General features: G+C 67.4%; 9 protein-coding genes and 1 pseudogene. 7 read left to right on the top strand and 3 right to left on the bottom strand.

Going from position 1 to position 15077, the window contains the following annotated elements:
• The first annotated feature begins 235 nt into the window (after nt 1–235).
• The 6 genes from AC1DJT_RS23150 (at nt 236) to AC1DJT_RS23125 (ending at nt 7601) form a co-directional block, all read left to right on the top strand.
• On the top strand, nt 236–1486 hold the full coding sequence (locus AC1DJT_RS23150; protein WP_476834943.1) for an NHLP bacteriocin system secretion protein: 1251 nt from the start codon (nt 236–238) through the stop codon (nt 1484–1486).
• Entirely contained in the window at nt 1483–3663 is a 2181-nt protein-coding gene (locus tag AC1DJT_RS23145; protein WP_476834942.1) for an NHLP family bacteriocin export ABC transporter peptidase/permease/ATPase subunit, read from the top strand. The genes AC1DJT_RS23150 and AC1DJT_RS23145 overlap by 4 nt, the downstream gene beginning before the upstream one ends.
• Nucleotides 3653–6526: an NHLP bacteriocin export ABC transporter permease/ATPase subunit gene (locus AC1DJT_RS23140; protein WP_476834941.1), complete on the top strand. Its 2874-nt coding sequence runs from the start codon at nt 3653–3655 to the stop codon at nt 6524–6526. The genes AC1DJT_RS23145 and AC1DJT_RS23140 overlap by 11 nt, the downstream gene beginning before the upstream one ends.
• Before the next feature lie 74 nt (nt 6527–6600).
• Entirely contained in the window at nt 6601–6855 is a 255-nt protein-coding gene (locus tag AC1DJT_RS23135; protein WP_441493786.1) for a hypothetical protein, read from the top strand.
• A 214-nt stretch (nt 6856–7069) separates the two neighbouring features.
• Nucleotides 7070–7276 carry a hypothetical protein gene (locus tag AC1DJT_RS23130; protein ID WP_476768695.1) on the top strand — a complete coding sequence of 69 codons (207 nt, stop codon included), beginning with the start codon at nt 7070–7072 and terminating at the stop codon, nt 7274–7276.
• Between the two features lie 82 nt (nt 7277–7358).
• Nucleotides 7359–7601, top strand: a complete 243-nt coding sequence (locus AC1DJT_RS23125; protein ID WP_476768696.1) for a hypothetical protein — start codon at nt 7359–7361, stop codon at nt 7599–7601.
• 51 nt (nt 7602–7652) lie between these two features.
• Here AC1DJT_RS23125 and AC1DJT_RS23120 read toward each other — a convergent pair whose 3' ends face one another.
• Together AC1DJT_RS23120 and AC1DJT_RS23115 are read right to left on the bottom strand one after the other, a co-directional pair.
• Nucleotides 7653–10025 carry a Tex family protein gene (locus tag AC1DJT_RS23120; RefSeq protein ID WP_476832585.1) on the bottom strand — a complete coding sequence of 791 codons (2373 nt, stop codon included), beginning with the start codon at nt 10023–10025 and terminating at the stop codon, nt 7653–7655.
• Nucleotides 10026–10234: 209 nt separating this feature from the next.
• A complete protein-coding gene (locus AC1DJT_RS23115; RefSeq protein WP_476834940.1) occupies nt 10235–13321 on the bottom strand; it encodes an autotransporter outer membrane beta-barrel domain-containing protein in 3087 nt (1028 codons plus the stop codon).
• Nucleotides 13322–13712: 391 nt separating this feature from the next.
• On the opposite strand from AC1DJT_RS23115, the gene AC1DJT_RS23110 reads away from it, so the two are divergent.
• Nucleotides 13713–14642 carry a MarR family transcriptional regulator gene (locus AC1DJT_RS23110; RefSeq protein WP_476768699.1) on the top strand — a complete coding sequence of 310 codons (930 nt, stop codon included), beginning with the start codon at nt 13713–13715 and terminating at the stop codon, nt 14640–14642.
• Nucleotides 14643–14789: 147 nt separating this feature from the next.
• Here AC1DJT_RS23110 and AC1DJT_RS23105 read toward each other — a convergent pair.
• Nucleotides 14790–15077, bottom strand: a pseudogene (locus AC1DJT_RS23105) (M81 family metallopeptidase); the annotation flags it as partial.

Below are 15077 nucleotides of genomic sequence, written 5' to 3'. Positions count from 1 at the left end.
ATCGCCGGCCTGAGCGGCACCGCCGCGGCCACGGTCGGCGTCGGCGCCCTCGCCGCCGGCGCGGTCGGCGCGGGCATCGGCGCCGCCGGCGGCCACATCATCGAAAACAGCTGAGCCGCAAGGCTGATCGAAGGGGCCATGTTCCGACGGCGTTCGGAACATGGCCCCTTCCCCATCCGGCCGCGCCGCCCTCGCGACGGCGGCCGCACGACCCCTCGTTCCGAGACGATGCGACATGACGGCGGCTCTCTACCGCAAAGAAGCACTCGACAATCTCGCGGGCCCCGACCGACTCGACGAGATGGTGCGCGTCACCTCTCCGCATGGCTGGGCGGCGCTGGGCACGGCGCTGGTGATCGTGACCGGCTGCCTCGGCTGGTCGATCCTCGGCAGCTATCGCACCACCGTCAGCGGCAAGGGCCTGCTCGTCCCGGCGGGAGGCGCTTTCGTCAGCGTCTATGCTCCCAAGGCAGGCTGGCTCGACAGCTATCGTCAGCGCGGCGACAAGGTGAAGAAGGGCGATCTGATCGCCCGGCTCAGCGCGCCCGAGGACGCCGCCCGCCTCGTCGATGTCGATAGCCGCGTCACCCAGCTCACTGCGCAGCGCGCAGCGCTCGCTGCGCAGATCGAGGACCGCATCCTCAAGGAGACGATCGCGGCCCAGCGCAAGCGCGAGGCCCTGCAGGAGACGATCGATCTCGGAGCATCCCGGGTGGACGCGCTCAACACCTTGCTCGGTCAGCGCGAATCCCTCTTGTCCAAGGGGTTGATGCCCTCCGACCGGATCATCGAAACCCGCGAGAGGCTGTTCGCCGCGCGCGAATCGATCTCCCGGGCGCGAACGGAGCTGTTATCGCTCGACGCCTCGCTCCAGACCCTGCGCCACCAGACCGACCAGGAGCGCGCGGCGCTCGATCGCCAGTTGCGCGACGCCGAGGGGCAGCGCGCCCAGAGCCATCTCAGCGAGAACCTGGCGACCACCATCGTGGCCCGTTCCGACGGCACCATCACCACCAACGAGGCCGGCGACCATGCACTGGTCAGCGCCGGCCAGAAGCTGATGGTGATCGAACAGGGCGGCCCCCGGCTCGACGCCCTGCTCTACGTGCCGGCCGATAGCGGCAAGGAGGTCAAGCTCGGCATGGAGGTGCGCCTGTCGCCCTCCACCGMCAAGAAGGAGGAATACGGCTCGCTGATCGGCACGGTCATCCAGGTCGACGACAGCCCGGAGAACGAGGCGGCGCTGACCCATCGCCTCGGCAACCCCGATCTCGCCCGCCTCTTCACCAAGGCTGGGCCGCCGCTCCAGCTCGTCGTGCGGATCAATCCCGGTTCCGGCGGCCCTGACAGCTACGCCTGGACCTCCAAGCGCAGCGAGCAGATCGAACTCGCCTCGACCACTCTCTTGGAAGGCCAGGTGACCGTGAAGTCGGGCCGGCCGATCAGCCTGTTCATTCCAGCGCTGCGCCGGTTCGTCGGCCTATGAGCAAGGTGCCTCCCGTGCGCTTCCCGCAGACCGGCCGCAAGCGGGTCCCGACCATCTTGCAGATGGAGGCCGTCGAATGCGGCGCCGCCTGTCTCGCCATGGTCCTGGCCCATCACGGCAAATGGGTGCCGCTCGAGGAGCTGCGCGTCGCCTGCGGCGTCTCGCGCGACGGCAGCAAGGCGAAGAACCTGGTGCAGGCGGCGCGCCGCTACGGCCTGGTGGCCGAGGGCTGGCGCACCGAGCCGGACAAGCTCGCCGGCAAACCGCTGCCGGCGATCCTGTTCTGGGAATTCAACCATTTCGTCGTGCTGGAGGGGGTCGGCCGCAAGGTCGTCTATCTCAACGATCCCGCCAGTGGCCCGCGCACGGTCACGCATGAGGAATTCGACCGCGCCTTCACCGGCGTGATGCTGACGATGGCGCCGGGGCCCGATTTCCAGCCTTCAGGCGAGCGGACGAATGTCTGGGGCGCGGTGCGCGACCAGCTCGCGCCCTCGCGCGGCGCCGTCGTTTTCCTGGTTCTGGCCGGCATCGCCGCCCTCCTGCCCGGCATCTTCGTTCCGGCGGCGACGAAGGTCTTCGTCGACGACATCCTCGTGCGCCATCTGACGGACTGGATGCGGCCGCTGCTGCTCGGCCTCGCCTGTGCGGCCCTTCTCGGCGGGCTGCTGAGCTGGCTGCAAGGCTATTTCCTCGCGCGCCTGCAATGGAAGCTCGGCGTGTCGCTGGGCCTGAAGCTGACATGGCACCTGCTGCGGCTCTCGCCGAGCTTCTTCGCCCAGCGCTATGCGGGCGACATCGCGAGCCGGCTCGCGACGACGGAGCGGGCCTGCGACCTGATCGGCAGCCAGGTTTCGGCCATGCTGGTGACCGGGCTCGCGGCCCTGTTCTACGGCGCCCTCATGGCGGTCTATGATCCGGTGCTGGYCGGCATCGGGTTGGCGCTCGCTCTCTTCAACGCGGTGTTTGCCCGTCTCATCGCGCGGCGACAGGAGGATGCCGCCCGCACCGTCATGCGCGAGCACGCGGCGCTCGGCAGCCTTTCCATCAGCGGCATCCAGTCGATCGAGACCTTGAAGGCGACGGCCTCCGAGGACGATTTCCTGAATCGCTGGGCCAATGCGCAGGCGCGCACCATGAATGCGGTGCACCGCTCGCAATTGCCGCTCCAGCTCCTCGATCTGATCCCGCGCGCGCTCGGCGCGCTGACGATGGCCGCGATCCTCGGCGTCGGCGGCTGGCGCGTCATGGAGGGGCTGATCACGATCGGGACGCTCGCAGCCTTCCAGACCGTGCTGTCGAGCTTCCTGTCGCAGGTGAGCGGGCTCGTCGGCGTCGCCTCGGGCATGCGCGAATTGCGGGTGGCGATGGAGCGCGTCGACGACGTGCTGCGCTATCCGCTCGACCGCCGCCTGGATCCGAAATTTTCCGAAGCGCCCGAGAATGCGCCCCGCCGCCTCTCCGGCGCGGTCGAGATCACCGATCTCGCCTATGGCTACAACCCGCTCGATCCGCCGCTGGTTGAAGGCTTTTCGCTGACCGTCGCGCCGGGTGCGCGCATCGCCCTGGTCGGCCCCTCCGGCAGCGGCAAATCCACGATCGCGCGGCTGATAGTCGGGCTGGCCGATCCCTGGGCGGGCGCCATCGCCTTCGACGGGCAGCCGGCTGACCGGATTCTGCCGGGCGCCCGCGCCGCCTCGATCGCCTATGTCGAGCAATCCGTTGTCCTGATGGAGGGCACCGTTCGCGAGAACCTGACGCTCTGGGACCCGCGGGTGAGCGAGCGGACGATCGTCGAGGCCGCCCGCGATGCCGGGCTGCACGACACCATCGCGGCGCGCCCCGGCGGCTACGATGCCCCGGTCAGCGAGGGCGGCAGTAACTGGTCGGGCGGCCAGGCCCAGCGCCTGGAGATCGCCCGTGCGCTGGTGGGGGAACCGAGCATCCTCGTGCTCGACGAGGCGACCTCCGCCCTCGATGCCGCGACCGAAGCGGCGATCCTCGACAATCTGCGACGCCGCGGCTGCACCATCATCCTGGTCACCCACCGCCTCAGCGCCATCCGCGATTGCGACGAGATTCTCGTGCTCGACCGAGGCCGGATCGTCCAGCGCGGATCGCATGAGGCGCTCTACCACCAGCCGGGCACCTATGGGGAACTGATCCGTGCTGCATGAAGCTCCTCACCYGCTCGCCGCCTCCGGCACGACGCCCGTCGATCCCAGCGGAGCCGTGCCCGTCTCGGCCGCCGGCCTGCGGGTCGATGCTGGCTCGGCCGATCTCTATCTCGACTGGCCCGGCCGGGCGGGACGGCGCCGGCGCCTGGCTACTCTCGGTCCCCACGACATCGCCCTGCCGCTTTCCCTGACAGCGGCTCTATCGCCGATTCCGGCGGAAGCGCGGCTCCTTGCCTTTCCCGCGCTGGGATCGCGGCTGTCGGCCTTCGCGATCGAGCCCTTCCTGGCCAGCCTCGATGCCGGCGAGGCCGCCGCGATCGAAGCAGCAGAGAGTTGGGTCGAGCGCACCGCCCGCGCTGCAGCCGAGCCTTTGACGGGCACCCCCGTCCTGCTCGGCGATGGAGAAGGCAGGCTCGAACCGGGTTGTGTCGCGCGGCCGGCGCAAGGGCTGCTCTGGGCCGCAGCCGGCGACGCAGCCCTTCTGACCGATCTGCCGGGCGCCGGCCCGGTTCTCCCCGGAATGCCCGCGGTCCCGGTGACATCGGGTGGAATCGTCGCTGAACGCAGCACCGCGATCGGCTGCCGCACGAGCGCGGCCTTGGCCGCGGAAGGCGGCCTCGCGCGCGCCCTGCTCGGACATCACGAGCGGATAACCCGCGCACTCGCCTTCGCGGAAGCGAACCGGGACGACGACGAGGTCGCCCGCATCGCCGGCAAGGTTGTCCGCGACCGCGCCGTCCTGGCCTCGAGCGTCGCGCCGCTTCTGGCTCCTGCCGCCGGCGGCGTGCTGCACGGCGCTTCGCTCGCGTCGACTTTCCGCACCGTCGCCGAGGCCACGGCGGTCAGCATGCCCTCCACGCCGTCGCCCGAGGCGGGCAAGGATGACGGCCTGCCGATCGAGCGACAGATCGCCGACCTCGCCGCCTGGGCCGGCGTGCGGACACGCCGCATCCGACTGGAGCCGGGTTGGTGGCGCCGGGGCGGGCAATCGGTTCTCGGCTTCCGGCGCGAGGACGGCAGCCCGGCCGCGCTGATCGCCGGAACGGGTTGGCGAGGCGGCTACCGCATCCGCGAGGCGGGCCGGGACCGGCCCGTCGATGCCGGGACGGCGGCTGCCGTCGCCGACTACGGCTACGTGCTCCAGCGCCGCCTCCCCGACGCGGCGATCGACGGAAGCGGGCTGCTGCGCTTCGCCGCGCCACTCGCGTGGCCCGCCCTGATGGCCATCCTGATCATCGGGCTGGCCGGGAGTCTGCTCGGCCTCGTGACGCCGATGGCGACCGAGATCCTGTTCGAGACGGTGATTCCGGCGGCCTCGTATCCCGAACTGCTCCAACTCACGGCCGGCATCGCGGCGCTCGGGCTCGGCGGCATCGTCTTTGAGCTCGTGCGCGGCTTTCTGGTGCTGCGGCTCGCCACGCTCCTGAACACCGATCTCGAAGGAGCGGTGTGGGACCGACTCCTGCGCTTGCCGGCCGGTTTTTTCCGAAACCACGCCGCGGGCGATCTCGCCTTGCGGGCCGCGGCGATCAACCAGATGCGCGACGCGGTGAGCGGGACGGCGGTCAGCTCCCTGCTCTCGGCGGTCTTCTCGGTCTCCAGCCTCGCCCTGATTCTCTATTACGAATGGCGCCTCGCCCTCGTCGCGATCGGCCTCGTCATCGTCCAGCTCGTCGTGATGGTGGGGGTCAATCTGCGGATGCTCGCCTGGAAGCAGCGGGCTCTTGAAACGGAAGGCCGGCTGCAGGCCCTGGCGCTGCAACTGATCCAGGGCATCGCGAAGCTGAAGGTCGCGGGCGCCGAGGCGCGGGCCTTCGCCCGCTGGTCGCCGCTCTTCATCGCGCGGCGGGCCCTCGGCTTCCGGCAGGGCGCGCTTTCATCCGGCTTCTCCGCTTTCGGAACGGCTTTTGGCATCGCCTCGGCCGCCCTGCTGATCGGGATCGTCGGCCTCGGCGGGATCGAGATCGGCATCGGCCGCTTCGTCGCCTTCAACGCCGCCTATGGCCAGTTCATGGCGGCGACCCTGTCGCTGGGAAGCGCGCTGCCCGCCTTGTTGTCCCTGAAGCCGCTCTATGGCCGTGCCGCGCCGCTGCTCGCGGCCTCGCCCGAGAACATCGGCCGGCGCGGCGCCCTGCACGATCTGCGCGGCGGGATCGAGGTCAACGATGTGGTGTTTCGCTACCGCGTCGACGGCCCTGCCGTTCTCGACGGCGTGTCGATCAGGATCAGGCCCGGCGAGTTCGTCGGCATCGTCGGTACCTCCGGTTCCGGCAAGTCGACGCTGATCCGCATTCTGCTGGGTTTCGAGACGCCGGAGAGCGGCTCGGTGTTCTTCGACGACCAGGAGTTGAGCAGCCTCGATCTGCGTGCGCTGCGCCGGCAGATGGGCGTCGTGCTCCAGTCGAGCCGCGCCACGAGCGGTACCATCCTGGACAATATCCTCAACGGCGCCGCGCTGAAAGAGGCGGATGCCTGGGAGGCGGCGCGCCTCGCCGGACTGGACGCCGACATCCGGGCCATGCCGATGCGCATGCACACCTTCGTCGGCGAAGACGGCACGCTGCTCTCGGGCGGCCAGCGGCAGCGCCTGCTGATCGCGCGTGCGGTGGTGCGCCGGCCGCGGATCCTGCTCTTCGACGAAGCGACCAGCGCGCTGGACAACCGGACCCAGCAGATTGTCTCCCAAGGGCTGGAATGGCTCGACGCCACCCGCGTCGTCATCGCGCACCGCCTGTCGACCATCCAGAACGCCGACCGCATCTATGTGCTGCAGGGAGGGCGGGTCGCCGAGGAAGGAAGCTATCGCGAGCTTCTGGAGCGGGGCGGAGTGTTCGCCCAACTGGCGCTCAGGCAGGTCGCGTGAACCAGACATCTCCCGAACGTGACTATGGAATGTTCAGAACCATCGCCGACGATCCGAACGCAGAGGGACCCGATATGAACAGCAAGATCGACAGCAGCAACCGCAAGCTCGACGAGGCCGAGCTCGACGACGTGCATGGCGCCGGAACCGGTGGGCATTGGGACCATAGCGGCAAGGCTTCGATGTGGGTGACGACCGTGCCCGGAGACGCCCATGGTTTCTTCAAGCCGACCGAAAACAGAAGCTCCGTCCGCCCGGACGGCAATGGCGGCTATATCCGCTGGGATCGTGCCGGCAATTGCGAAGCCCCGGCCATCCGCAGAACCTGAACCCTATCAATAATTTGGAGCCTGATCCGATCAGATTGAATCAACCTGATCAGATCAGGCCGCGCGGATAGCCCGCTGCAGGATGCCCGCGTTCCGGCCTGGCCCGGCGCCGTGATTTGAAGCCTCCGCGTCATGACCGTGCGGGAGCTGCTGCGGTGTCTGGCACATCCCACCCCACGTGGCTCAAGGCAGCCACAGCTCGACGGAGAAGACAATGGGCAACGAAAAGCTTGAAACCGGCGAAGATCGCAAAGACATGAAACTCTCCGATGACGAATTGGAGACTGTCACGGGAGCAGAGAAAATGAATCTATCAATTCTGCATCCGATCGACAGCTGGGGAAAGGTGTTCGGAAAACTCTTCGAACCGTTCAAGGCCACGCTGGATTCGCTCCAAGAAAGATCAAATAGGCACAAGTGATCCAGGGAACACGCGGCGTAAGCAGGCCTCGATAGGCCTTTCTCAACGCAATGACGGGCCCGGCCCGGGAAGGAGCAGACCGATGAGCACAGAGCCCGATAACGCTCCGCTGAACGATGCCTCGCTGGAAGACGTCAACGGCGGCTACAACGTGGTGGATGGCTTGGCGCGGCTCGGACACTCGATCGAGAGCAGTGCTCTGGCTGGCCACAAATTCGGAGCGGACGCCGACAATCATATGGCTGCCGCTGGCGGCGCCTTTGTTGGTATCATTTCCCCTGTCGAGTGGCGCTGCCGTGCCAGAGACCGATCTTCACATCCCTGAGATCGGTCGCCCCCCTTGGCCGGCTTGGCCAAGGGGGGCGGTTCGGCTTCCTTATCGACGCTTGAGCGCGTCCATGAGGGCTGCACCCAGGGCACCCTGGCTTTCCTTCTGCGGTGTCCGCGCCGGCCCTCCCCGGCCCGGGTTACCCTTGCCGTCGCGCGCGTCCTTGCCGCCGCGGGCATCCTGGCCGTCGCGAGCCCCCTGGCCGCCGCGCGCATCCTGGCGCGCGGTCTCACGCGGCCCCTTCGAGCTGTCGCCGCCTGCGTCGCTGCGCATGGACAGCGAGATGCGCTTGCGCTTGATGTCGATCTCCAAGACACGCACCTTCACGACGTCGCCGACCTTCACCACCTCATGCGCGTCCTTCACGAAGCGCTCGGCAAGCTGCGAGACATGGACGAGCCCGTCCTGATGGACGCCGATGTCGACGAAGGCGCCGAAGGCGGCAACATTCGTCACCGTGCCCTCCAGCGTCATCCCGACTTCGAGGTCCTTCATGTCGTCGATGCCATCAGCGAAGGCCGCGGTCTTGAAGGCAGGACGTGGGTCGCGGCCCGGCTTGTCGAGCTCGGCGATGATGTCGCGGACAGTCGGCAAGCCGAAGCGATCGTCGACGAAGCTGCGAGGATCGAGCCTGGACAGCACAGCGCTGTCACCCATCAGGGAGCGCAGGTCGCGCCCGCAGGCGGCGACGATCTTGCGGGCGACGCCATAGGCCTCCGGATGCACCGATGAGGCGTCGAGTGGTTCTGATCCGTCCCGGATGCGCAGGAACCCGGCGCATTGCTCGAAGGTCCGAGGTCCGAGCCTGGCAACGGCGAGCAACTGGCGGCGCGTACCGAACGGTCCGTTGACATCGCGATGCGCGACGATCGCTTCGGCGAGCGCAGCGCCGAGCCCCGATACCCGCGCCAGCAGCGAGGCCGAGGCCGTGTTGAGGTCGACCCCGACTGCGTTCACGGCATCCTCGACCATGGCGTCGAGCGCGCGGGCGAGATGATACTGATCGACATCGTGCTGATACTGGCCGACGCCGATCGATTTCGGATCGATCTTGACGAGCTCCGCCAACGGGTCCTGCAGGCGCCTTGCGATGGAAACCGCGCCGCGCAGCGTGACGTCGAGGTCCGGGAACTCGGCGGCGGCCTGTTCCGAGGCGGAATAAACCGAGGCGCCGGCCTCCGAGACGACCACCTTGATCGGCTTGGGCGGCGGCAGATCGCCGAGCAGCTCCGCGACAAGCTTCTCGGTCTCGCGACTGCCGGTCCCGTTGCCGATGGAGACAAGTTCCACGCCATGCTTGCGGATGAGGCTCGCAAGCTCGGCCTGCGTGCCGCGAACATCGTTCCGCGGCTGGAATGGATAGACGGTCGTGGTGGCAAGCAGCTTGCCGGTGCCGTCGACCACCGCCACCTTCACGCCGGTCCGGATGCCGGGATCGAGACCCATGGTCGCCCGCGATCCGGCCGGTGCGGCCAGAAGCAGATTCTTGAGGTTGCGGGCGAAGACATTGATCGCCTCGGCCTCGGCCTTCATCCGCAGATCGGTCATCAGGTCCACCGAGAGGTGAAGCGACAGCTTCGCCCGCCAGGTCCAGCCGACGACCTCCATCAGCCAGGCATCGCCCGGCAACCTGTCGCCGATCGCGTAGGTGTCGGCGATCATGCGCATCACCGGCTTGACCGGGCGCGGATCATCCCTGTCCACCTCGATGTCGAGCGTCAGAATGTCCTCGTTCCGGCCCCGCAGCATGGCCAGCGCACGGTGGCTCGGCACGTTGGCCCAGCGCTCGACGTGATCGAAATAGTCGGCGAACTTGGCGCCCGCCTCCTCCTTCCCTGCGATCACGCGCGCACGCAACTCGGCCCTTTGATGGAGGTAGCCGCGCAAACGACCGAGCAGTTCGGCATTCTGGGCGAACTGCTCCGACAGAATGTCCCGGGCACCGTCCAGCGCGCTCTTGGTGTCAGGCACGTCGTCGGCCAGATAGGCCGCCGCCAGCTCGGCCGGGACAGCTCGGCGATTGGCCAGGATCGCCTCGGCGAGTGGCCCCAGGCCGCGCTCACGCGCAATCTCGGCCTTGTTGCGGCGCTTGGGCTTGAACGGAAGATAGATGTCCTCCAGCTCCGCCTTGGTCGTGGCGGCAGAGATCGAGGCCTCGAGTTCAGGCGTGAGCTTCTCCTGCTGGCGAATGGCCCCGAGAATGGCGGCGCGTCGACCTTCGAGTTCGCGCAGATAGATCAGCCGTTCTCCGAGCAGGCGCAGTTGGGTGTCGTCCAGCCCCCCGGTCGCCTCCTTGCGATAGCGCGCGATGAAGGGAATGGTCGCCCCCTCGTCGATCAGTGCAATGGCGGCGGCTGCCTGCGGCAGGCGCGCGCCGATCTCGGCGGCGATGCGGGATGCGATTGCGGCGTTGTCGGACATTCAGGACACTGGAACCGTTGCTGGAACAGAGATGATGGTTGGGTGCCTGAGGCGATGCAGCGTGATCGCATCCGCACCGGGCATGTCCCCTTCATAGCACCGCTCTCGATCACCTCCACCCCGCGCCGACGGTCCCACCCGAAACAGGCAATGTCCGCCGAAGGCGAACCGGCGTTCTCCGCCCGACAACGACGCCGCATCCGCCCTCGTCAGAAGTTGACGGCGAGCCGTGCGGTGCCGCCGAGGCTTCTGGTGTTGGTGGAGAGCTCGCTGTCGAGGCGGATGCCGAGCGAGACACGCTCGTTGAACTTTGCGTCCAGGCCGGCGGCGATCAGGGCGCTGTCGCGGTCGGGCCGGGCCCCGCTGGCGGCGAAACTCGCGCCCGGCAGCGCAATCAGGCTGGCGGCGAGGCTGGCATCGCGCTCGACGTAATGAGCCCAGGCGGCTCGCGCGAAGCCGGTGACCGGCACTGCGCCGACCATCGCCTGCCCGTCGAGCTGGAAGCCGACTTCCCAACGGCTGGTGACAGCGTTGCGCCTGGCGACACTGAGTGCACCGGCATTGCCGGCGAACCCGGCCCCTTCCGTGAAGGTGGGGCTGCGCACATGCACCGCCTGCAGGGCCGCCAGCGGCGAGATTGTGAGGCCGTTCCAGCTTGCCAGCGCCGCGGTCGCCTGCAGCCGCCCGCTCCAGGCCGTACTGGCATAGGAGGAGCTCAGCGCATTGCCGAGCGCCGGCACGGCGCGGTGGACGTCGTTGTCCAGTCTGGCATAGCCGCCGGCGGCGGCGAGGTTGACCGGGCCGAGCCTGGTCAGGCCATAGAGCCCCGCCTGGAAGGCGTCGCTGTGGATCTTGCCGAGCCCGCCGGACAGCGAGGCGCGCGCCTGGCCCGCGGCGACCGCGACACCCGCGACCGTACCCGGCGCCAGCAGGACATCGGCGCCGACCGCCAGATGCGCGTCATCGAGCGTGCGATTGGCCGAGCCGATAAGGCGCTCGCCATCATTGCGTCCGCGCGAGCCAAAGGGAGCGCCCCAGAGCGAGAAGCGCGCCGGGTCGAAGGTGGCAGGCCCGGCGGCGCTTCCTTTCGAGGGCAGACCGGCGGTGAAGCCGGCCGCTCCGCCGGGCGCCCCCGCCGCACCGGCCAGACGGCCGCGGCCGTTGGGGTCGAGCATGGTGCCGAGGAACGCGTTCGCCGCCTGGAAGCCGAGCGCCGGAACGCTGGCATGGATCTCGCCCGAGAGTTGGTTGACGACGGCCGGAATCGCGCTCGCCGGCTGGTTGTAGAGGTTGAACAGCGGCGAGGCGTCGCCCCCATTCGCCACCGCCCTGTCGATCGAGGCGGCGACGGCATAGGCGTTACGCGGCGAGGTCACGCCGAGCGCAGGCGAGCCCGATGGAGAGCCGGGTGGCGAGCCTGGTGACGAGCCGGGATCCCCTGAGCCGCCGGGTGTCAGCGGGCGCGGGGTCAAGGTCAACTGCACGTCCTGGGCGGTGTAGCTCACGGTCGTGGTGACGCCGTCGCCGAAAGCGCCGGTCGTGTCGACGGTGCCGAAGGTGCCGCTCCGCCCGCCCGCTGCCGAGAGCAGGGTGTAGGGGCTGTTGAAACGGAAGGTCTGGCCGAGTGGCACGATCTGCAGCGTGCCGGCGAGCGCAGCCGTGCCGCTGACATTGATGCGGTCGGCGAGCGGCCCCTGCACCTCGGCACGGTAGGTCGAGACCGCGTCCATCATGAGATTGCCGGAGACCGTCAGCGTGCCCGGAGAGTTGCCAGGCGAGAGCGTGCCGCCGGTGACGGTCACGCCCGGGACGGTGCCCGAGCCGCCAAGCGTGCCCCCGGCGTTGAGCGTCACGCCGGAAGAAGCGGCGATCGAGCCGTTCACGACCAGCGTGCCGCCATCGACTGTGGTCGAACCGGTGTAGCTGCTCGCGCCCGAGAGCGTGAACCCGCCCGTGCCGGTCTTGATCAGGCTGCCATGGCCGTCCGATCCGACATTGCCAGCGAAGGTGCTATTGGCATTGTTGCCACCGACGGTCAGAGTGCGTCCGGCACCAAAGATCACCTGCGCGCCTGCCGTACCGCTGAGCGCGCCAATGCTCTGGTCGCCGTTGATCCGGAAACTCGTATTCGCGCCGCTCAGGGTGACGACGGCTTGCGGCGAAAGCGCATTGCTGCTGACCGCGTCGAAGGCCGCTCCGCCCGAGATGTTGATCTGCCGGGAGTTGAGCAGTGTGCCGCCGAGCGCAATGCGGAGCATGCCGCCCGATACGGTTGTCGGGCCTGAATAGGAATTGACGCCGTACAAGTCCTGACTGTTCGCCCCGACTTTTGTCAGGCCGCCGGTCCCGGTGATATTGCCGAAGAAACCGATATTCGAGCCACCGCCGAGGGTCAGCGTGGCCGAGCCGAGCGCGACGGTCGTCCCCGCATTTCCCGCCAGGCTGGCGACGGCCTGATCGTAGCCCGCGAGCCTCCAGGTCCCGCCATTCAGCGTGATGTTTGTCGAAGAGGGCAGAGCGTTGCCGATGCCCATCTGCAAAGTGCCGCCATTGACGATTGTCGCACCGGTATAGGTGCTGGCGCCAGCCAGGGTCAGCGTGCCGCTGCCGTCCTTGGTCAGCCCGCCCCCGCTGCCCGAGATCACCCCGCTGAAGGTCGAGCTGGCGTCCTGCGAACCTGCGCTCAGCCGCGCCCCAAGCCCCAGCTCGATCAGGCCGCTCCCGCTCAAGCCGTCCACGGCAAGGGCCGAGTTGAGCCGATAGGTGCCATCGATCTGGAGGTTCGTCTTCGCTTCGACGGCGCCGGGATTGTTGGTGGTCAGCGTCGCGCCGGATCGCACCTCGAGCGTGCCGATGCCGGCGCCGACCCCAGTCCAGATGCTGTCTCCCTGAAAGCTCAAGCGCGACGCGCCCGTAATGCTCGTAGAGAACGTCCCGCCGCCAATCGTCAGCGCCGCAGCGATCCCGATTGCGCCACCGCCTTCGAGACGGTTGATTGTCGCTTCGTAGCTTGAGAACTGCAGCGTTGCGCCATCGTTGATGGTGATCGAGCGGAATGATCGACCGAAGTCGGCGAGCCCAAGCCGATCTTGGMCGGCGGCGATGGCATTGCCCCCCTCGATGACCAGCCGCGCACCCAGGCCTCCGAATCCAGTCCAGCCGGTCACGTTGATGTTTCCGGTGTCGGTGGCTGAACCGAGATAGAGGGTCGAATTTCGTCCGAACCGGCCGAACGACACAGACAATGTTCGACCGGCGACGGCCGTCAGCCGGGCGACCGAGTCATCGTCGGTCAACACCTGGCTGCCCAGGTTCACGTCGTTCAAGGCACGGATATGACCAGCCGTCCCAATGAAGGTCAGTGTGCTGAAAGGATAGGGATTATTGGTTGAAACCTCGCCCAGGCCGCCCACATTGCCATTGGTCTGCCCATTTGCGGCATGGGACCCAAGGAAACAGAAGGCAATATACAAAGTGATTGAACAATAAATCCTGTAAAAATTGATGTATCCGCTTCTGACATCATGGTGCCTTGATGATATACGCCCGTTCTTTGTCGGCGGCTTCGAGGAATTGATAGCAGAAGGGCGCATAGCTCGTTATCTGTCGATCTCGATCGGCTCTGGACATCGCATTACTCCAGCCCCCACACAGATAGCAAAGTCCAAACTTTGCAGGTATTCCGCCATGAGCGACGCTTTTCGGCCGGTCAGCCGCGCCGACCATCTGCATCCCGCCGTCGATGCCTATGCGCAGGAGCCCGTATGGTCCTATGCGGTCGAGCTGATCCGTTCGCCCGCCTTCGGCCACGCGTTGCAGAACTACTGCATCGCGATGATGCAGCCACCGGAGATGGCCTGGCCGGCTGACAAGTTCTTCGGACAGAAGCTGCGCTATCTCGTCTCGTTCGCCTTGATCGGCCAGGATGCCCGCTGGCGCCGGAGCGGAGGAGAACTGCCGACGATTTCCGCCCTTCAGCGGTCTGCACACGCCAGCCCCCGGCAGGTCGCCGCCCTCGTCGCTGCGCTGAAGCTGGGCGGGTATGTCGTCGCGACCCGCGCCTCCCAGGATCGCCGCGCCGTGCGGCTACAGCCCGCGATGGCGCTCCTCCTGGAGATCGGTCGCTCACCCCTGGCATTTCTCGAAGCTTCGGAGCAAATCGCCCCGCCGCCACGGCCGTTCGCCGCTCACCTGCGCAGCCAGGACATCGCTCTGGCCGACTGGCTCGGCCGTTCCTACGATATGTTCCTTCAGGAAGACGTCTACTTCGCGCCCTTCGCGAAGATTGTCCGGTTGGCCGAACAGGATTGCGGCTATCCGGTGCTATCGGCCGTGCTGGGTGCTCATTACGCGGCCCGCGCCGGTGCCGCCGCACCTGTTTCGTTGTCCTATGGCGGATTGGCGGAGCGCTTTCGCGTCTCGCGCCAGCATATCGGCAATATCCTGAATGAGGCCGAGCGGCGCGGCTGCTTTTCAGTCGATCACGGCGGCCGCACGGTCGCGGTCGCGCCTGATTTTCTGTCGGAGTTCGAAACCTGGTCTGCGGGGCAGATAGCCCATTATCGCCTGCTCGCAGAACAGGTCAGATTTCAATCGGAGCCGGTACTATCGGAATAGTCGCTTTCCCGGTCCTGCGGTCATCGTAATGGACCACCGAGATCACGCCTGGACATCGGACCGGATATCGTATCCGCTCCGATGATCTCAGCCTTTGTGTTTGCATCGGCTTTCCCGAAAACCGCCGTCCGCTATGTCGGGCCGACGCTAGCGATCTCCACCCTCCTCCGGCTGAAAGCGCGGGCTGCCATAGGGATAGTAGTCCTTCAGCGTCAGGTTCTCGTAGGGCAGAGCTTCGAGATGCACCGTGCCCATGAAGGGCTGCGACGGCTCGACCAGCAGGATCGTCGGCGCGAAGCCGCTATCGTCGAAACCCCGGCGGAAATGGACGCGGGACTTGATCGCGATGATATCGAATTCCGCGGGCTTGAGACCGAGTTCCCGGAGTTCCGATGGCTCGATGATCTGGACCAGATAAGGGCTCAAGACCAGCAC

The organism is Allobosea sp. 05T422_2 (assembly GCF_056396265.1).
This window is presented reverse-complemented; position numbering and strand designations above follow the sequence as displayed.